Origin of the sequence: Dyadobacter sp. CY327 (assembly GCF_021390415.1) — a bacterium.
In the GTDB taxonomy this organism is placed as follows: Bacteria; Bacteroidota; Bacteroidia; order Cytophagales; family Spirosomataceae; genus Dyadobacter; species Dyadobacter chenhuakuii.
The window spans coordinates 602,769-621,164 of the sequence record NZ_JAJUXJ010000007.1 but is presented as its reverse complement, the minus strand read 5'-3'; the positions used below and the strand labels follow the sequence as shown (position 1 = coordinate 621,164).

Genomic DNA, 18,396 nt, shown 5'->3' with positions numbered 1-18,396 from the left:
CCTTCCATATGAATAAGAAAAAAGTGCTGATTATCGATGACGATTCCAGGAACATATTCGCCCTGAAAGCCACATTGAAATCCAAATCCTATGATTGCATTTCCTGCACGGGCGCTGCCGAGGCATTAGAATTGCTTAGGACAAATGAACCTGTCGATGCGATCCTGATTGATATGATGATGCCCGAAATGGATGGTTATGAAGCTATCCCATTGATTAAGAACATAGAAAGCAGAAGAAATACGCCTGTGTACGCAGTGACCGCGCAAGCCATGGTAGGCGACCGCGAAAAATGCCTCAAAGCTGGTGCGGACGATTATATCTCCAAACCGATCAACGTCGATAGATTATTGCAGGTTTTAAAAGACATTTAGACGAAAATGATTGAGGACGAGGAAGTTGAGATACTGCTGACAGACTTATTGGACATTTATGGCTACGACTTCACGAGCTATTCCAGGGCGTCCCTGAAAAGACGCATCGTGCGGCTTGTCTCAATTGACAAATTTCCGAGTTTTGCCGAGTTCCGATACAAGGTCAGGACGGATGAAAATTACCTGAAAAGGTTTGTTGAAGAAATTACGGTGAATGTGACAGAGATGTTTCGCGACCCCAGTTTCTACAAGTCGCTACGGGAAGATATTTTGCCGGTTCTTGGCACAAAACCATTTATAAGAGTATGGCATGCAGGCTGTTCCACTGGTGAGGAAGTATTTTCAATGGCCATTTTGCTAAAAGAAGCCGGACTGTTGCGGAAATCGCTGCTATATGCGACCGACCTTAACCCAAGCGTGCTGGAAAAAGTGCGGAAAGGGATTTTTCCAATGCACCAAATGAAGCAGTATTCGGAAAGTTACATTGAATCGGGCGGCCTGAAAGACTTTTCGGAATATTACACAGCCAACTACGGACAGGCGAAATTTGATAAAGAACTGTCTGAAAAAATCATCATTTCCACGCATAATCTGGTGTCGGACAGCTCTTTTAATGAGTTTGACCTGATACTATGCCGGAATGTGCTCATTTACTTTGACAAAGACCTGCAAGACAGGGTTTTGAAGCTCTTCGATGCCAGCCTGGGAACACTGGGATATCTCGCATTGGGAACAAAGGAAACATTAAAATTTTCGGTGATACAAAACAAGTATAAGCAGCTTAACCGGGAAAAAATATGGAAGAAAGTGATGTAAAAAAACCTGTCAAGGCGCTGCTGATCGGAGGATCTGCCGGAAGCTTGCAGGTGCTCTTCCATCTGCTTCCGTTGTTGAACAAAACGCTTCCGTTCGCCATCATTGTGGTGCTCCATCGACGCCATTCGGCAGATTCATCACTTTCTGAGTTACTATCTACAAAAACTGCATTGCCTACCCATGAAGTAGACGACAAAGACGTGATCCTGCCAGGGCATATATACCTCGCGCCAGCGGATTACCATCTGCTGATCGAAAAGGGTGAGACTTTTTCACTGGACTATTCAGAAAAGGTCAATTTCAGCCGGCCTAGCATAGACGTTACATTTGAATCTGCGGCGGAAGTATATGGTTCTTCACTGGCTGCATTGTTATTGTCGGGTGCTAATGAGGATGGGACAAAAGGTCTTTTAGCTGTGAAGAAAACAGGGGGAATCACCCTCGTTCAAAACCCGGAAACAGCCCAGATGCCCTACATGCCGAACTATGCCTTGATGCACGCCGTAATTGACCACGTGTGCGACATTCCACAAATGGCACATTTCATTAACACCTTGCACTAAGCTCGGGCCGGTTGTCCGGAAAATTGGCACGGGTTTTATGGGCGATCGTTGATCTGTACCACAAAACATACCATCAGTCTTTCTTTCTGAGCTGATTTCTCGCGTAATTTGTGTTAATCCAAAACTTCAACACCATGGCAAAGCCAAATAAACTATATAGCGTCCTTTTCAATAAATGTCCAAGATGCGGTGTGGGCGATTTTTTTATTTCCAAAAGCGCCTATAACCTTAAAACCTTTGACAAAATGAATAAGCACTGCCCCCATTGTGGCGAAAACCTGGTTCCCGAGCCCGGCTTTTACCAGGGCGCGCTGTACATGAGCTACTCTTTTTATGTAGCCTTTATGGTGATCTATTTCCTGATCTTCGTCAACTTTTTCGAGGAATATCTGGACTACTTTTTAATGTCGATTATTCCTGTATTGATCATCCTGACACCCTATTTTTACCGGTTGGCGCGGCGTTCGTGGCTGGCTTTATTCATCAAGCCAGCGAATCAGGAAACCGTTAAGCGCTAGGCTTTAACGGAGTGATTGGCAGACTCAGCCCGAAATGCTTCCGGTGTCATACCGGTTTCTTTTTTAAAAAAGCGGGAAAAATAAGAGTTGTCATTAAAATTAAGCTTGTAGGCAATCTCGGACACTGTAAAATCCAGATTGATCAATAATCGCTTCGCTTCCAGCGCAATGCGGTTTCGGATGACCGCCCCTGCTTGCAGGCTTAAATGTTCCTTGCTCAGCGCATTCAGGTGATTGGGCGTAACATGCAGCATTTCAGCATATTCACCCGGCTGCCTGATTTTGATGAAGTTTTTCTCAACGAGTTTTTGAAAGTTTTTGATCAAAGGATTCTGCTGGTTTTTGACCTCTTGCTTTTTCTCTTGCGCCTGGCCCTGTTCGAGCAGAAGGAAAATGTGCAGCAGTAAAACCCTGATGATATCTTGCCGGAATTTGGCCTTCTTTACCTGCAACAACAGGTCTTCAAATAGTCCCACAACATTCTTCTGAATATCATACGGAACGGTGATGACGCTATTGTTGCTGTCCCCGTCAAAAAACGAAAAAGATTCCAGATAATCAGGTTTTAGCAGGAACGAACGGAAAAAAGCCTCGGAAAAATTCACGACAAATCCTTCCATTTCGCCCTCAAAATGCCAGGAATGCACCTGACCCGGTGTCATGAAATAGATCTGTAACGGGTTTACTTCAAAGTGGTTGAAATCAATGGTATGAAAGCCCCCGCCCTTCGTAAAAAGGACCAGATGGTAAAAGCCATGCCGGTGCGGGAATACCAGGTTCTGGTGCTCCGCCAGGTAATCCTCAAACCGGCTGATCATTACATCATTCTCCTTATACTCAGATAGCGGGCCAATGTCAAGCCGCGGGAAAGTTGTCTGCATGCAAAAATAGATCGGACATTATCTTCCCCGCAATTTAACAATATAGTGTCTCACTGCCGACCAATCTTAACAACTTTCCTGTCCTGGTGAACGGATGACATATTATCGATCATATCGGCGCAGGTAAGATCCCAGGAGATTGTGCTCAAAAACTTGTCAACATTTCCTAACCATTCCTTTTTATCCTGCATAGCAATCCAATACGCAATCGCTTCCACGAAATCCTTGCTGTTGTTGCCAATAGACACCAGGTTTTTGGTTCCATATGGATTTACGACATCGCGGATGGGTGTGGATACAACCGGCTTTCCGGCGCACAGATATTCGGGCGTTTTTGTCGGGCTGATAAATTGCGTGGATTCGTTCAGCATGAATGGCACCAATGCGACGTCCCATCCGGAAAGATAAGCGGGTAACTGCTCATAAGATCTCGCTCCCAGATAATGAATGTTGGCCTGACGCGGCAATGTAGCCGGGTCAATTTTCACTACGGGACCGATGAGGATAATGTTCCAGTCGGGCCGTTCTGCGGCGATGTCGCGAATGAGATCAATGTCAAAACGCTCGTCGATCACGCCATAGAAACCAATCTTTTTTCCTTTGATCTTCGCCTGATCGGCTGGCTCATAGTTTCGTTTTCTCGCCTGTCCGAAATGCTTTTTATCAATGCTGCTCGGGAACGGATAAATGTTTGCGTGCTGATGGCGTTTGGATTCAAACAGAGAATGTCCTCCCGTGAAAACAACATCTGCCCGCGTCATTAATTCCTTTTCCAGGCTTTTCAAGGATTCCGGTGCAAACTTGAATGCCGAAAGCTCGTCCATGCAATCGTATACGGTAAGGCCCGGAGACAGATGCGATGAAAATTCAAGCGCCATGGGTGTGTAATACCAGAAGATGAATTCGTCAAGCTTTTTATTGATGAAAAATACCCGGATCAGTTCCCGCAGCTGTGCGTTCACCTCGTCCTTGGTAAGACCATCGGCCAGGTGCGGCACGCAGACCCAGAGTTCCGGAAGGCGCTGGGAAAAAGTTAGATATGGAACATCGGTCTTACCGAATATCGGCTCCTCCAAAAAGTAAACCGCAGCAATGTCCGAAAACCGCGTGAGCAAATGCTGTGGACGTTGGTAACAAAATCCCATCTGAGATGAGAAAAACAAAGCAGGTTTCTGGGGAGCGAATCCTGCTCCTCATCTCCCGCCAGGGTCAGGTGCTGCAACTGTTTTGCGGAAAAATCGTTGCTGATTGGGGTATCGATCATTATACAAATGTGAATGTTGATGAATGTGCGATCCGCTTTCTTTTTCTGTAAAAATCCAGATACTAAAACGAACCAGAATGTGCCCGTAACATAAATTACTATGCCAGAAGCTTTGCTGGAAAATCGCCCGGTCATAAAGCGGAACGTGTTCAACTATACGCAATACAGCCCGGATAGCGGGAAAAACTGATTTTTTCTGTAATATTATATGAGCAAACTGAACCCGTTGCCGATGCCCAAAACCTTTACCCTCCTGCTTCTTGCGTCCCTTCTGATACTTGCTTTCAACCGAAGAACAGCGTCTGGTAAAATAGGTGTGGAGCAAAGCATTGCGCGGTTCAGGGTCGATTCCAAATCTTATGCATCAAGCCTGGCAGATTTCAAACAAGCCGTTGAGGATATGGTCCCCGGTGCGCCTGAAACAACTGCTAATGTCAAGACCAAATTGATATACAGCAGGTTGGCTTACAAACGGATCGAATATTTTCTCGAACATTTTTTCTACACTTCATCCCGGATTTACAACCGCGCACCCAAAAACGAAATTGAAGAACCCCATCTGGAATACATGGAACCGGCCGGTATGCAGTATATGGAGGCTATTTTATTTGACAGCATTACAACCGATTCCAAGAAAGAATTGCTGGTTCAGGCGGAGTTGCTGACGAATGCAGCGAATGACCTGCACGCATTACTATATAAATTTGAAACTACTGACAAGCAATTGCTCGCCGCCGTCCGCCTTGAATTAATCCGCATAATCGCACTCGGCATATCGGGTTTTGACGCACCCCAGTTGAAGAGCGGCATATGGGAATCTGCGTCTGCCATGGAAACAATTGCCCTCACATTGAAACCTTACCTGGACCACAGCAAGCAGGACAGCGTGAGGCATTATCTTGAAAGTTCGGTCCGCTTCCTCCGCGTTAATGAAGAATTCGATTCATTTGACCGGCTGAAATTCCTCACCGGGAATGCGCTGCCGCTCCAAAAGCATCTAAACCTGATGATCCGCGAAATGGGCCTGGACACGGCAGCGCCCGGGATGTTACGCTATAATGCGCCGCATATGTTCAGCCCCGGGGCGTTACAACCGGCCGATTCGGTGCGAGATGAGGGTTTATCTGCAAAGCGGGCTGCGCTTGGGAAAAAGCTGTTTTTTGAAACACGGCTGTCCGGCAACAGTTCCAAAAGCTGCGCATCCTGTCATAATCCTGCCAACTATTTTACAGATGGCCTTCCAAAAAGCATGGGCATTAAGGCGCATACAGTCGGAAAAAGAAATGCCCCTTCGCTATTTTATGCAGCAGCGCAGCATAACCAGTTCTGGGACGGACGCGCGAAAACACTGGAAGCGCAAATTGAAACCGTAATGCGCGATTCGTCCGAAATGAATGCGAGTCCGGCGGGTAGCATGCAAATGTTGCTCAAAGACAAGTCGTACAAACTTTTGTTTAAAAAGGCTTTTCCAAACACAAGCAAAAAGAAGCGGGATGAGCAGCAGATTTTTTCAGCACTGGCGGAATTTATCAAAACATTAAATCCCTATGCATCCGATTTTGACCAATATATAGCAGGAAACCGGCAAGCCATGACCGACTCCCAGATCAGCGGATTCAATTTGTTTATGGGTAAGGCCCAATGCGGGACCTGCCACTTCGCGCCCCTGTTCAATGGTCTCATCCCACCTTTCTACGCACTGACAGAATTCGAGATCATCGGCACAACAGCCACAGACGATTTTTTGAAGCCGAAAAAAGACACGGATAATGGTCGCATGGATATCCGCGCGACGCCTTATTACGAAGCCGCATTTAAAACACCGACGGTCAGGAATGCTGCGGTAACCGGCCCCCACATGCACAACGGGGCATTTACATCGCTCGAAAAAGTAATTGATTTTTACGACAAAGGCGGCGGCGCAGGGCTCGGGCTGGACATTCCCAAGCAAACACTTTCAAAGCTTCCGCTCAATCTCACAGATCAGGAGAAACAAGACATTATCGCTTTTATGCATGCCTTAACCGACAAAATATGAAGAAATATTTACTCCTCATTGTACTCATTTACATGGTGCCATATGTGCAGGCGCAGACCGCGTTGCTGCGTGGACCATACCTGCAATCGGCCACGTCCACCAGCATGGTCATACGCTGGCGCACGGACATAGCGACCACGAGTACGGTTCGTTATGGCCTTTCATCTGCTGCATTGACCATGCTGGTTAACCTTGCCGCAAAAGAAACGGAGCACGAAGTAAAATTGTCGGAACTGGATCCGGCCACTCGTTATTATTATGCGATTGGTTCTGGGACTGAGACCCTCGAAGGTGGTGAAGACAACTATTTCGAAACTGCGCCAGAACCGGGTACAAAAGGAAAATACAGATTCGGGGTGCTGGGCGACTGCGGGACAAATTCAGCCACGCAGGACATGGTGCGTGAAAGGATTTCCAGTTATCTGGGGCAAAATTACATGAACGCGCTGCTGCTGCTCGGCGATAATGCATACGCTTTTGGAAAAGACGCCGAGTATCAATCCAATTTTTTTAATCATTACAAAAGCAACTTCCTGAAAAAGAACCCGGTTTTCCCCACTCCGGGAAACCACGATTACAACAACGACAATTCGGACCGCCAGAAGGATCATAATGTTCCCTATTACGACATTTTCACTTTGCCCACCCAAGGTGAAGCAGGCGGTGTAGCGTCCGAAACGGAGGCTTTCTATTCCTACGATTACGGCAATGTGCATTTTCTGTCCCTCGATTCCTATGGAAAAGAAGACCAAACGACGCGCTTGTATGACACGCTCGGCAGGCAGGTCCAGTGGATCAAAAAGGACCTGGCGGCTAATCAGAACAAGGATTGGATCGTTGCCTACTGGCATCACCCACCCTATTCCCAGGGCTCGCGAAATTCGGAAACCGAACTTGATATGATTAAAATCCGTGAAAATTTCATCGGCATCCTGGAAAGGAACGGCGTTGATCTTATCCTTTGCGGGCATAGCCACGTATACGAGCGCTCGCGGCTTATGGAGGGACATTATGACAAAGCAGACACGTTCGATCCGGCAAAACATAACGTCAGCAACTCCTCTGGCCGATATGACGGATCACAAGAATCTTGTCCTTATTTAAAGAAATCGGGGATCAATAAGGGCACCGTATATGTGGTTTCGGGCTCGGCCGGACAGCTGGGATCGAAAGCGGCCGGTTTTCCCCACAAAGCCATGTATTATTCGGACGCAGAACGCTCGGGCGGCATGGTGCTGGAAGTGGAAGGAAACCGCCTCGATGCCAAGTGGATCGGCGTTGACGGAATAATTTATGACCAATTCACTATTGAAAAAGATGTAAACAATGAGACGACCATTGAAGTTGATGCCGGAGAAAGCATTGAATTAAAATCTTCCTTCATAGGCGAATACGTTTGGAACAACGGTGCCAAAACATCCTCCATAACCGTTTCCCCGGACAAGACAACTGATTATAATGTAAAGGACGCCCAGAATTGCATTACTGATGTATTTCATGTGAAAGTAACGCTTGCCGACCCCGTTAAGCTCATTAGTTTTTCCCGCGAAGCGGACGCTGCGAACGTGGTTACCCTGTCCTGGGCGACCGAGTTTGAAAATGCGTTTTCACATTTTCTGATCGAGCGAGCACAGGATGACCTCAAATGGGCAGAAGTAGGCCGCGTGCCCGGCGGGCCTACTTCTACCACCATCAAGAATTATAGTTTCAAAGACGAGCAAAGCCCAAAACTTGATCTGAACCAGTCGATTTATTACCGCCTTAAAATGGTGGCGCTCGATGGCCGGATTTCCTATTCACGTATTACGAGCATTCGTTTGCAGGAAATCATTCTTGCTGTAAATCCCAATGCAAAACCGTTCGACATAGAAGTGATTCCGAACCCTTCCTCGGCTCGGCAAATGCAGGTCAAGCTTTCCGAAAGAGCTTCATTGAAAGCCGAAATGCAATTGATGGACGTTTCCGGAAGGATCCTGGTTGAGAAAACAATTACCCTAACAGAATCGCCCGCGCCCTTCTTGCCGGATAATGTTGCTGCCGGGACCTATTTATTGAAGGTCACCGTAAATGGCCGGAGCGTTGTGCGTAAGCTGGCAGTTTACTAGTCTGGTTGTAGCAGAGAATGGTAAGCTGCTTCCATTTCCTTGATTGCAATCGCAATGTCGGCGGATGTGGTGCGGTAATTAACAAATGCCGCACGCACTGCGCTCTCGCCATCTAACATTGTCGGGGTCATAAAGACCTTACCATTCTGGTTCAGTTTTTCCAGGAAACCAGCCACCTCATTCGATTTTTTCAGGCGGAAACTGACCACATTAAGCCTTACGGGCGCTGCCAGCTCGAAAAGTTCGCTTCCTATAATATAATCACCCAGCTCATGTGCGCGAGCAATGCTGTTTTCCACGATCCACCGAAATCCGGCCCGTCCGTAAGCCGTCAGCGAAAACCATGCGGGTAAAGCACGGAACCGGCGCGAGTTTTCGGGCAAACGATTCAGGTAAGAAAAATTCTCGAAAGTGTCTCCCAAATACGGTGCATTACTATTCTGGAAAGTCTCCACCTGCAATCGATCATGTTCTTTCCGCACCAGGATCACGGCACTGTCGTAAGGCACATTCATCCATTTGTGACAATCAATGGTAATGCTATCGGCCTGCTCCCAGCCTTTAAGCAAGTGAATGTGTACTGGCGAACAAGCCGCAAAGCCACCAAAAGCAGCATCAATGTGCAGCCAGAAATCGTACTTTTTCTTCAATGCAATGATCGCAGCAATGTCATCAAAATCTACTGTATTAACGGTTCCGGCGCTGCAATTCACGATGGTCGGTTTTCCTTTATTCTCATTTAATTTCGCTTCCAGATCCGAAATGTCCATCGCCTCCCGGCCCGACAATGCATTGACCTTCACCAGATTATTGCTGCCAAATCCCAGCATAGCAATCGATTTGATCACCGAAGAATGCGGCGTTGCGGCCATTACAACAAGGCCAGACGACATCCCTTCTTTGGAAATATCAATCCCCAATTTCTTACCAGCCCACTGCCTGCCCACAGCAAGGCCCGTGAAATTGGACATGGTCGCACCCGTGACAAAACCGCCGTTGAAATCCTCAGGCAAGTTGAACAGCTGGCATAACAAACGGATCGTTTGCTTTTCAACGATCGCAGAAACATCGCCTGTTCCGCTCGTGCTCTGTGTGTTTTGATCAAAAACAGCTGTCAGCCAGTCACCCGAAATGGCAGCTGGGGTCGCACCTCCGGTAACGAAGCCCCAAAATCTCGGCCCCGAACTTGCCACCATCAGTTTCTGATATTTTTCTTTGAACCGTTCCAGGCTTTTCTCAACGCCTAATCCATTCGTCCCCAAAAGTTCAGCATCGGCTTTCTGATCTTTTACATAGGTAGGCAAGTCACTCAGTTGCGAAAAAAAATCAAGACTTGTGTTCTTGACATTCTCTAAAATCTGATCCAGCTGCGCCAGATCTTCCTGTAATTCAATGTTCATATTAATCGTTATAATGCGCTTTTACTATTGATTTTTCCGGTTTTATCAAACTGCTTAAAGTGTCGAGATCCATCTTCGGTGATAATTGATCTGGCCCAAGTGGTAAGATAAATGGGTTAGTAAATGGGTAAGGACCAAGGCTATGGTTTGATTAGCAAACATATCCAGTACATTCCGGGGATATTCGGCATCGAGCTGCGCATCCGAAAGGCTATCCACGGATTTCACTACTATGGGAAGCAGTTCATCCAACTCAACGAGCAATTCTGTTTGTGTAAAAAGTCGCTCAGTAAACTCTGCGTCGCGGTTCCTCACATAATGCACCTGGCCGAGTGCAAGCCCCACGTAGGTTCGCAAATTCCCGATCAAATGCTGGCAAAGGTTGCCGCCCGTATTGATCGTCCCAGGCAACCGGACCCATAGTGAATCATCGGAAGGATATTGTTGAATTTCGTCCCGTAATTTTTTAAGGTCTCGTTCGAAAAGTTGGACAAGGATCTCAGTTTTCATAGCTAACAGTTTTATTAATGTGCAGCGTAATGTAACAAACATTCCGGATAAGGCACTTATGGAGGCCATTCGCGCCCGGCTATCGCGTGGGCTGGTGCATTCCGGCGAATTTTCGGGATAAAGTACTCACCAATAAGATCACACAAACCGTTTCCTCGGCAACCCCCACACACGCTGCTATCGGAAATTTCTTCGAAACAGGCCGTTATGAAAAGTCAGGCGAATAATGCCTTAAGTATATCCAGCACGCCTTCGGAAGTCTCGGCGTCCAGGATGCCGATCTTCTTGCTGAGCCTCACTTTATCAACGGTCCTGAGCTGATCCAAAGCGATCTGCCCGGCTTTATTTGCTACGGAACAGGCAATGCGTGTAGGGTATTTTTTGATGGTGGATGTAAGCGGTGCTATAATGACCTTGTTGAGCGACCGGTTGACTTCGTCGGGAGAGATCACGACGCACGGCCGCGATTTCTTTATTTCACTTCCGACGGTAGGATCAAGAGAAACAAGATAAATTTCAAATCTTTTGATCACCATGTCCACTCGGCGTCATCGAATTCATTGGAAAACCCCTCCATCAAATCTTCCTCACTCCCTTTATTAGCCAACTCAAATTGCTGTTCCCAACCCGCGCGCGGACTCTGCATGGCAGGTTCAATGACAATGGAATTTCCTTTGACCTCCACATTCACAAGGTCCTTGATATCGCACTGTTCCATCATGTTTTTTGAAAGGATAACGCCCTGGGAATTTCCGATCCTACGCACTCTGACCAACATATTCCAAAGTTATAATATTGTTATAACAAATCAAATTGTCAACTGAAATTCAGCCGGATGCAAAAAATCCGGTGTTCTGCTGACCGGATCAAACGCATCAATTCCACTGCAACAACATTGCAATTAGCTGATTTTCAGGACTTGTAACCCTGTTGCACGGTGTTAGCGCATATATTTGCTATGTTGTTATCGAATGCCGGTTACAAATGATTGCGATAACGCAAACACCTTTTGATTATAATGCAATGAAGATTGACACAGATAAAAAACATATACATCAGGATAGCAAGGATTGCTGTTCGGCAGATATGCCGGTTTTGATAAACCATAAAAAAGAACATTCTCACGCAGCACATGACGGGCATGACCACGGGGATAACGATGACCACGACCACGATCATAGCCACGACCATGGCAGCGGCTCAGATGCGGGACTGCTGAAAAGCCGCTGGATGCTCTGGGTGAGTTTGGCCATCTTATTTGGTTTTCTTTTTGCCACGTTTATTTTAAAAATCGAGGTTGACCGGAATGCTGAGATCGTCCTCATGCTGACTGCATATGTGCTGGCTGGAAACAAAACCATTGCAACTGCCTTCCGTCGCGTGATGCGCGGCGACTTTTTCAATGAATTTACATTGATGACCATTGCGACCATCGGTGCTTTCTATATAGGCGAATTCAGCGAAGGCGTTGCGGTGATGATCTTTTACGAGATCGGAGAATTGTTTCAGGATCTGGCTGTTAGCAGGTCCAAGCGGTCAATTAAGGCGCTTCTGGACATCCGGCCCGAGCAGGTTACTGTCATCCGCGATGGTAAAGATATTCAGGTTGCTCCCGGTTCTGTGGCCGTTGGCGAGACGATTGTCGTGAAAGCGGGCGAAAAAGTGGCTTTGGATGGCACATTAAAATCGCTTAACGGCACATTCAACACAGCCGCTCTTACCGGCGAATCCGTTCCCGACCAGAAAATTCAAAATGAAGCTGTTCTGGCTGGAATGATCAACACGGAGAAGTCGGTTGAAGTGGAGGTTACAGCGCTTTTTAAAGACTCAAAACTTTCGCGGATCCTGGAAATGGTGCAGGAAGCAACCGGGAGAAAAGCGCCTACTCAATTGCTGATAAGCCGGTTAGCAAAGATTTATACGCCTATCGTTTTCCTGTTGGCATTGCTGATCATCCTCCTGCCCTACTTTTTTGTAAGCAATTACGTTTTTGACCAATGGCTTTACCGGGGCATGGTGTTCCTCGTGATCGCATGCCCTTGTGCGCTGACAATTTCAATTCCGCTGGGCTATTTCGGCGGGATCGGGCTGGCGTCCCGCAATGGAATTCTTGTAAAGGGAGCGAATTTCCTCGATGTCATTACAAAAATTGACACGCTGGTTTCGGACAAAACAGGCACATTGACCAAAGGAGTTTTCAAGGTGCAGAAAGTAGAGACCATACTGAATATCAATAACTTTCTTACCAAAACGGCTTCGCTGGAAAGTTATTCCACCCATCCTGTGGCAAAGGCCGTCGTTGCGCATGCTTCCGGTCTCAGATTGATTAAACCAACCGACGTCGAAGAGATTTCGGGTCACGGTCTCAAAGGGAAAATCGGCGAAGACTTAATGCTGGCCGGAAACTTGAAATTGCTGGACAAATTCCAGGTCGCTTATCCCAGTGAGCTAGCCAGCATTGCCGAAACCATTGTCGCCGTAGCGATTAACAATGCCTATGCCGGCTACATTACCATTTCCGACGAGATCAAAGAAGATGCGTTGGAGGCGGTTTCAGAGTTGAAAAAGCTTGGAGTTGAGATGATTATGCTTTCGGGAGATAAGGAAGCGGTTGTTTCGCATATCGCCGGACAGCTGCAAATCGGTCGAAGTTATGGAAATTTACTGCCCGAGGACAAGGTCCGGATTGTGGAGCAGCTGAAAGCGGAGGGCAGGCACATTGCCTTTGCGGGCGACGGCGTGAATGATGCCCCTGTGATTGCACTGGCCGACGTGGGCATTGCTATGGGCGCTTTGGGCTCAGATGTGGCAATTGAGACGGCCGACATTGTGATCCAGAACGATCAGCCTGTAAAAATTGCTTCCGCCATCAAAGTCGGGAAGATTACCAAAAGCATTGTATATCAAAACATTTCGGCCGCCATGGGCGTCAAAGTGCTCGTGATGATCCTCGGCGCCGGAGGAATTGCAACATTATGGGAAGCGGTTTTTGCAGATGTTGGCGTAGCTTTGCTGGCGATCCTGAACGCTTTCAGAATACAGGGAAAGAAAATTTAGGCAAAAAAAACACATTCAATGAAGTTTCTGGCCATCCTGCTGTCTGCCTATATGCTCCTGCTGGCGCTGCTTCCCTGCGGCGACGAGGTGGAATGCATGGACGATGACCGGTATGAAACGGCTTTCAACAATAACACGCAGCAGGATCACGAAAATCACTCGGAAAATTGCTCACCATTCTGCATTTGTGCGTGCTGCGGGCAGGTTTTGAATGTGTTATCAACGCCTTATTTTGCATTGCAATCGCATGTTCGGGCTGCATTTCAAACCGCTTTTTACAAAGATCCCTATTTCGAAATAATCCCCATTGCCATCTGGCAGCCGCCCAAGCTGGTTTAAATCAGTAATAACAATCCTTTTTTTTTTACTTTGATTTAAATCTCACAATGCAGAAATTTTTCTTGCTTGTGCTGGTTGTGCTATATGCCGGCCGAATTCAGGCACAAGATAAAACCGATACAACGTCTGTTTACCAAACAGACAAAACCCAGGAAATGGAGGAAGTCACTATCTCCTCCACCCGCAGCTCTCGCACAATCCGCGACATTCCTACCCGCGTGGAATTCATTGCCGGCGAAGAACTGGACGAAAAAGCAAACATGAAACCAGGCGACATCCGCATGGTGCTCAGCGAAAGCACGGGCATTCAGGTGCAGACCACTTCGGCCACAAGCGCCAACGCCAGCATTCGTATCCAAGGCCTGGACGGCCGGTATACACAGATTTTGAAGGATGGCTTCCCGCTTTATTCGGGCGCTTCGAGCGGGTTGGGCTTGCTGCAAATTCCACCGCTGGATCTCAAACAAGTGGAGGTGATCAAAGGTGCCGCATCTACATTATACGGAGGTGGCGCGATTGCCGGTCTGGTAAACCTGATCTCGAAAACGCCCAAGGACGAGCAGGAACTGAGATTTCATTTGAATGGGACAAGCGCAGGCGGCTTTGACGCCAATGGTTTTTATTCCAAAAAATTTGGGAAAACGGGTGCCACCATCTTCGCTGCGCATAATCGCAATGCAGCCTATGACCCTTCCGGAAATGACTTCTCAGCCATTCCGAAATTTGAGCGTTTTACATTCAATCCACGTTTTTTTGTGTATCCCAATCAGAACACAACGATCAGTCTGGGTGTGAACACAGCATTTGAAAATCGGATTGGCGGGGATATGCATTTGATTAAAAACCAAAACGAGCCGGGTCACACCTATTTCGAAAAGAACAAAACGGAGCGCATCAGCACGCAGTTTTTGTTCGATCACATCTTTGGAAACCACGAGCACTTTATCGTGAAAAACAGCGTCAGCTATTTCAACAGAAAGCTTACGACGCCCGGGTACACATTTGACGGAACGCAATATTCGACATTCACGGAAGCGTCCTATGCCAATCATGGTGAAAAACTGGAATGGATCGCGGGAGCCAATTTGTGGACGGACCAGTTCAAAGAAAAGATGCCTGTTAATGCTCCAAAACGCGACTATAACCTCAACACATTCGGCGCATTTGCACAAAATACCTGGAAAGCAGCTGAATGGATGCATGTGGAAACCGGTTTGCGTGCCGATTATGTGATGGATTACGGCGTGGCTTTTCTGCCCAGGATTTCGGCATTACTGAAATTTTCGCCTGCCTTTAATTCCCGGATCGGTGGCGGCATGGGCTATAAAGCGCCCACAATTTTCGCGGAAGAGAGCGAACGAATTCAGTATCAGCGTGTTTCAGGAATTGATAAAGACAGAAACCGCCTCGAACACAGCTATGGCGGAAACTGGGATCTGAATTATCAGACCATGCTATTTAATGACCAACTGAGCCTGAGCATTAACCAGTTGTTCTTTTATACTTACATTAACAAGCCCCTGATTCTGAAACCGGACCGCGACGGAGGATATCTGTTTCAGAACATTAACGGGCACATCGACACGCGTGGAACGGAAACCAATTTAAAACTGGGTTACAGCGACTTCAAACTGTTTCTTGGCTACACCTATACGGATGCCAGAATTTCAGAAAACGGCCGTCATCAGCAGAATTTCCTGACGCCCAAACACAGGATTAACTCTGTGTTGTTTTATGAAGTAGAGGAAAAATGGAAGGCCGGATTGGAAGCTTATTATTTTAGTAAACAAAAACTAAGCGACGGCAAAACCGGCAAAGAATATGTTATCCTCGGTTTCATGGTGGAGCGACTGTGGGAACGATTTTCCATCTACATTAATTTTGAAAATTTCCTCGACGCACGGCAAACGCGCTTCGACAGCATCAACTCAGGTTCAATCACTAATCCCGTTTTCCGCGACATTTACGCACCATTAGACGGTTTTGTATTCAACGGCGGCATCAAAATTAATTTGTAAAAAACCCAGGAAAAGGAGTTGGAAAGCCGCTCCTTTTCCTGGTTATTACTTCATGCTTTTTGCCTGATCCTACGACCTGAATTAGAGTAATTTTTTAACCAAAAACCCTTTTCTCAATTCCAAAAGAACATAAAAAGTCAATCAACGATAAACAAAACCGCGAGGAACGATGTCCAGAACCGATGCATTATCCCCTGAACAACTTCGGGAAGAACTAGTAGAAAACACGCAGAACCAAGCCGTTGGCGATACTTTGCTTTTTGAGAATGATAAAGTGAAAGTATGGCACATTAGCCTGCAGCCTGGCGAGCGCATCCATTATCATCGTCACAACTACGATTATTTCTGGACGGTTTTACAGGACGGCCAGGGCGTTTCCAACCAGGAGGACGGCAGCCAGGTAAGTTTTACATTCAAAAAAGGGCAAACCTCTTTTCAAAATATCATTGAGCAGGGCAGCTCCATTCATGATCTAAAAAATACCGGCACCGGCGTTCTGGAATTCATTACTACGGAATTAAAGTAACGGTTAGGTTACACAACGTTAACCGGCTTAATGCCTGCAATTTTTTCGAGCGCAACTGTTACGCGCTCAATGCGGTCGACATTGCCGCGACTACTGTCTGACACTGCCTGGGCGACGGAGGTTAAATAATCTCCGCCCAGCTTGGTGTTAAAAAAGGGATCGCGGGAGGCTAACACGCCGCGCCAGTTTTTGCCAACAACATTTCTTGACTTGATGAACCGGAGGAGCAGGCGCTCTTTGATTGTCATACAACCGTACTCTTTCACCCTGGTCTGGTGTTTTTCCATTTGATACAGCGATAATGTGTGAGAGTATACTTGCTTTTTTGTAATTTGTGCGTTACTGAAAGCGATATACAAAAGTACAATAAAAATATATTATTATCAAATTAACTGCACTAAATTCTAAATAAATGATTAGTATAGGCCAAAGAATAAAGCAGGGTCGCGAAAAATTAGGTTTGAGCCAGGAACAGCTGGCGCTAATTATGGCGAAAAAAGGAAAGGGAACGATTTCAAATTGGGAAACAAATAAGAACGAACCCTCCATTGCTGAATTCAAAAAACTGGCAGAACTATTCAGCACAACCGCAGCCTACCTCATCGGTGAAAGCCCCCAGTTTGAAGAGCCTCAGGAAAATTATGTGATGGTGAAAAAAGACGATCTGATCGAACTGCAAAAGAAGGCCCTGGAACGGGAAGCTGAAAAAAATAAAGAATTGCTCGACCTGTTGGAACAAGCACGAAAATCAGAAGAAAATGAGGCTTAACCGAGCCCCATTTTTTCTTGAAAAAGCGTTTTGAACCCTGCTGCGCACACGAGGCTGAGAAAAATCAATGCAATCCACAAAACATTATAGCCCCAATGCGCCGCAATGTAGGCACCTGCTGCCGGGCCGATAATCTGCGCAACCGACTGGGAAACGGAATAGGCGGCTGAGTATTTCCCTCTGTTAAATTCCGAAGCGCGGGCAAGCACGAAAGTGCTGATATAAGGCAATGCGAGCATTTCCCCGATCGTAAAAAACAGCACCGCAGCACCCGCCAGAATGATCGGCGTAATCACCGGAACAACCAGCATACTGAAAGCCAGTGCACTGAATAGTGTTCCAGCGATCATATAGTATGAATCCGGACGTCGGTTTGCCAGATTCTGGATCAGGACCATTTCAAAGAGCGCAATAATCAACCCGTTCATTCCCAGCAAGATGCCGATCGTTGCTTCATGAATGTGCATCTGTTCTTTCCAATACACCGGCACCAGCCTGAATAACAGCACAAAGCAGATCATATACAACATTACAATCACCATAAAGCGGACAAACAGCATGTCTTTCCACGGCGATGGCCCCGATTTGGCATTGCTATCCTCACGACTAACAGAGCGAACCAATTTTGCATTCGGGAGCAAAAACAGGATTAATACGCCAGCCATTGCATACACGATTCCGTCCACCCAAAACAGCAAGCTGTAATTAATGGCCGCCAGGATTCCACCCACAGAAGTGCCGAAACCAAAGCCAATGTTCGTTGCAAGCCGGTTCAATGCATAAGACCGTGTAAGATTTTCCGGAGAGGAATAAGCGGCAACCGCCGTGCTGTTCGCAGGCTTGAAAGCCTCCACGAAGAAACTGAGCAACACAATCAGAAAACAAAGAGCAGTGAAATCGGTGACCATTCCGAAGAGAATGAAGAGTATTCCGCTGATAATGAGGCAAACTATTTGTACGGGCCGGAAACCCCAGATGTCCGTCAGGTAACCGCCCGCCATGCCGCCGAGAACGGAACCCGCACCAAATAAGGTGATGACCAAACCTGCGTCCGCAATGCTGCGATGCAGGCTTTGGGTAATGTACATACTCATGAAAGGGACTGCCATGTAGCCGCAGCGGTTAACCAGAATGACCAGACTTAGCAACCAGGTTTCCCGGCTTAATCCGCTAAATGAGACGCGATAACTTTCAATGATCTTATTCAGCATACTTTAT

Annotated in this window: 20 protein-coding genes; 12 read left to right on the top strand and 8 right to left on the bottom strand. The window is 46.9% G+C overall.

What is annotated here, in order from left to right; all coding sequences use genetic code 11:
- Positions 1 to 8 precede the first annotated feature (8 nt).
- From LZG74_RS18850 to LZG74_RS18835, 4 genes are all read left to right on the top strand, one after another.
- Positions 9 to 374, top strand: a complete 366-nt coding sequence (locus LZG74_RS18850; RefSeq protein ID WP_233798071.1) for a response regulator — start codon at positions 9 to 11, stop codon at positions 372 to 374.
- Positions 375 to 380: 6 nt separating this feature from the next.
- Positions 381 to 1,190 (top strand): protein-glutamate O-methyltransferase CheR, encoded by an 810-nt coding sequence (locus tag LZG74_RS18845; RefSeq protein ID WP_026632886.1) that lies wholly within the window; start codon positions 381 to 383, stop codon positions 1,188 to 1,190.
- Positions 1,172 to 1,753, top strand: coding sequence for a chemotaxis protein CheB (locus LZG74_RS18840; protein WP_233798070.1), 582 nt, complete (start codon positions 1,172 to 1,174; stop codon positions 1,751 to 1,753). Before LZG74_RS18845 ends, LZG74_RS18840 begins: the two co-directional genes overlap by 19 nt.
- Positions 1,754 to 1,998: 245 nt before the next feature.
- Positions 1,999 to 2,271, top strand: a complete 273-nt coding sequence (locus tag LZG74_RS18835; protein ID WP_229204307.1) for a DUF983 domain-containing protein — start codon at positions 1,999 to 2,001, stop codon at positions 2,269 to 2,271.
- Here LZG74_RS18835 and LZG74_RS18830 read toward each other — a convergent pair.
- On the bottom strand, positions 2,268 to 3,152 hold the full coding sequence (locus LZG74_RS18830; protein ID WP_233798069.1) for an AraC family transcriptional regulator: 885 nt from the start codon (positions 3,150 to 3,152) through the stop codon (positions 2,268 to 2,270). The two genes, LZG74_RS18835 and LZG74_RS18830, sit on opposite strands and share 4 nt — an antisense overlap.
- 50 nt (positions 3,153 to 3,202) lie before the next feature.
- Complete coding sequence (locus LZG74_RS18825; RefSeq protein WP_233798068.1) at positions 3,203 to 4,267, bottom strand: glycosyltransferase; 1,065 nt, start codon at positions 4,265 to 4,267, stop codon at positions 3,203 to 3,205.
- Positions 4,268 to 4,302: 35 nt separating this feature from the next.
- Between LZG74_RS18825 and LZG74_RS18820 the strand changes: the two genes are divergently transcribed.
- From LZG74_RS18820 to LZG74_RS18810, 3 genes are all read left to right on the top strand, one after another.
- Positions 4,303 to 4,467, top strand: coding sequence for a hypothetical protein (locus tag LZG74_RS18820; protein ID WP_233798067.1), 165 nt, complete (start codon positions 4,303 to 4,305; stop codon positions 4,465 to 4,467).
- A gap of 157 nt (positions 4,468 to 4,624) precedes the next feature.
- Positions 4,625 to 6,454: a cytochrome-c peroxidase gene (locus LZG74_RS18815; RefSeq protein ID WP_233798066.1), complete on the top strand. Its 1,830-nt coding sequence runs from the start codon at positions 4,625 to 4,627 to the stop codon at positions 6,452 to 6,454.
- On the top strand, positions 6,451 to 8,559 hold the full coding sequence (locus tag LZG74_RS18810) for a metallophosphoesterase (protein WP_233798065.1): 2,109 nt from the start codon (positions 6,451 to 6,453) through the stop codon (positions 8,557 to 8,559). Before LZG74_RS18815 ends, LZG74_RS18810 begins: the two co-directional genes overlap by 4 nt.
- Here the strand turns inward: LZG74_RS18810 and LZG74_RS18805 are convergent.
- The 4 genes from LZG74_RS18805 to LZG74_RS18790 all read right to left on the bottom strand — a co-directional run bounded on the left by LZG74_RS18805 (position 8,556) and on the right by LZG74_RS18790 (position 11,247).
- The gene (locus tag LZG74_RS18805; protein ID WP_233798064.1) at positions 8,556 to 9,959 is read right to left on the bottom strand and encodes a pyridoxal-dependent decarboxylase; all 1,404 of its coding nucleotides are present in this window, start codon (positions 9,957 to 9,959) and stop codon (positions 8,556 to 8,558) included. The two genes, LZG74_RS18810 and LZG74_RS18805, sit on opposite strands and share 4 nt — an antisense overlap.
- Before the next feature lie 54 nt (positions 9,960 to 10,013).
- Positions 10,014 to 10,469 (bottom strand): DUF1572 family protein, encoded by a 456-nt coding sequence (locus LZG74_RS18800; RefSeq protein ID WP_233798063.1) that lies wholly within the window; start codon positions 10,467 to 10,469, stop codon positions 10,014 to 10,016.
- A 215-nt stretch (positions 10,470 to 10,684) separates the two neighbouring features.
- Complete coding sequence (locus tag LZG74_RS18795; protein ID WP_255699404.1) at positions 10,685 to 11,005, bottom strand: type II toxin-antitoxin system PemK/MazF family toxin; 321 nt, start codon at positions 11,003 to 11,005, stop codon at positions 10,685 to 10,687.
- A complete protein-coding gene (locus LZG74_RS18790) occupies positions 10,999 to 11,247 on the bottom strand; it encodes a hypothetical protein (RefSeq protein ID WP_233798062.1) in 249 nt (82 codons plus the stop codon). Before LZG74_RS18790 ends, LZG74_RS18795 begins: the two co-directional genes overlap by 7 nt.
- Positions 11,248 to 11,492: 245 nt before the next feature.
- Here LZG74_RS18790 and LZG74_RS18785 point away from each other — a divergent pair, with 245 nt between their 5' ends.
- The 4 genes from LZG74_RS18785 (at position 11,493) to LZG74_RS18770 (ending at position 16,409) form a co-directional block, all read left to right on the top strand.
- On the top strand, positions 11,493 to 13,526 hold the full coding sequence (locus LZG74_RS18785; protein WP_233798061.1) for a heavy metal translocating P-type ATPase: 2,034 nt from the start codon (positions 11,493 to 11,495) through the stop codon (positions 13,524 to 13,526).
- A gap of 18 nt (positions 13,527 to 13,544) precedes the next feature.
- On the top strand, positions 13,545 to 13,865 hold the full coding sequence (locus tag LZG74_RS18780) for a DUF6660 family protein (RefSeq protein ID WP_233798060.1): 321 nt from the start codon (positions 13,545 to 13,547) through the stop codon (positions 13,863 to 13,865).
- Between the two features lie 47 nt (positions 13,866 to 13,912).
- Positions 13,913 to 15,883: a TonB-dependent siderophore receptor gene (locus tag LZG74_RS18775; protein ID WP_233798059.1), complete on the top strand. Its 1,971-nt coding sequence runs from the start codon at positions 13,913 to 13,915 to the stop codon at positions 15,881 to 15,883.
- Between the two features lie 169 nt (positions 15,884 to 16,052).
- Positions 16,053 to 16,409: a hypothetical protein gene (locus LZG74_RS18770; protein WP_233798058.1), complete on the top strand. Its 357-nt coding sequence runs from the start codon at positions 16,053 to 16,055 to the stop codon at positions 16,407 to 16,409.
- Positions 16,410 to 16,417: 8 nt separating this feature from the next.
- On the opposite strand, the gene LZG74_RS18765 is transcribed toward LZG74_RS18770, so the two are convergent.
- A complete protein-coding gene (locus tag LZG74_RS18765) occupies positions 16,418 to 16,696 on the bottom strand; it encodes a hypothetical protein (RefSeq protein ID WP_026632877.1) in 279 nt (92 codons plus the stop codon).
- A 125-nt stretch (positions 16,697 to 16,821) separates the two neighbouring features.
- Here LZG74_RS18765 and LZG74_RS18760 point away from each other — a divergent pair, with 125 nt between their 5' ends.
- Positions 16,822 to 17,178, top strand: a complete 357-nt coding sequence (locus tag LZG74_RS18760; RefSeq protein WP_026632876.1) for a helix-turn-helix domain-containing protein — start codon at positions 16,822 to 16,824, stop codon at positions 17,176 to 17,178.
- On the opposite strand, the gene LZG74_RS18755 is transcribed toward LZG74_RS18760, so the two are convergent.
- Positions 17,175 to 18,389 (bottom strand): MFS transporter, encoded by a 1,215-nt coding sequence (locus LZG74_RS18755; RefSeq protein ID WP_233798057.1) that lies wholly within the window; start codon positions 18,387 to 18,389, stop codon positions 17,175 to 17,177. The two genes, LZG74_RS18760 and LZG74_RS18755, sit on opposite strands and share 4 nt — an antisense overlap.
- Between the last annotated feature and the right edge of the window lie 7 nt (positions 18,390 to 18,396).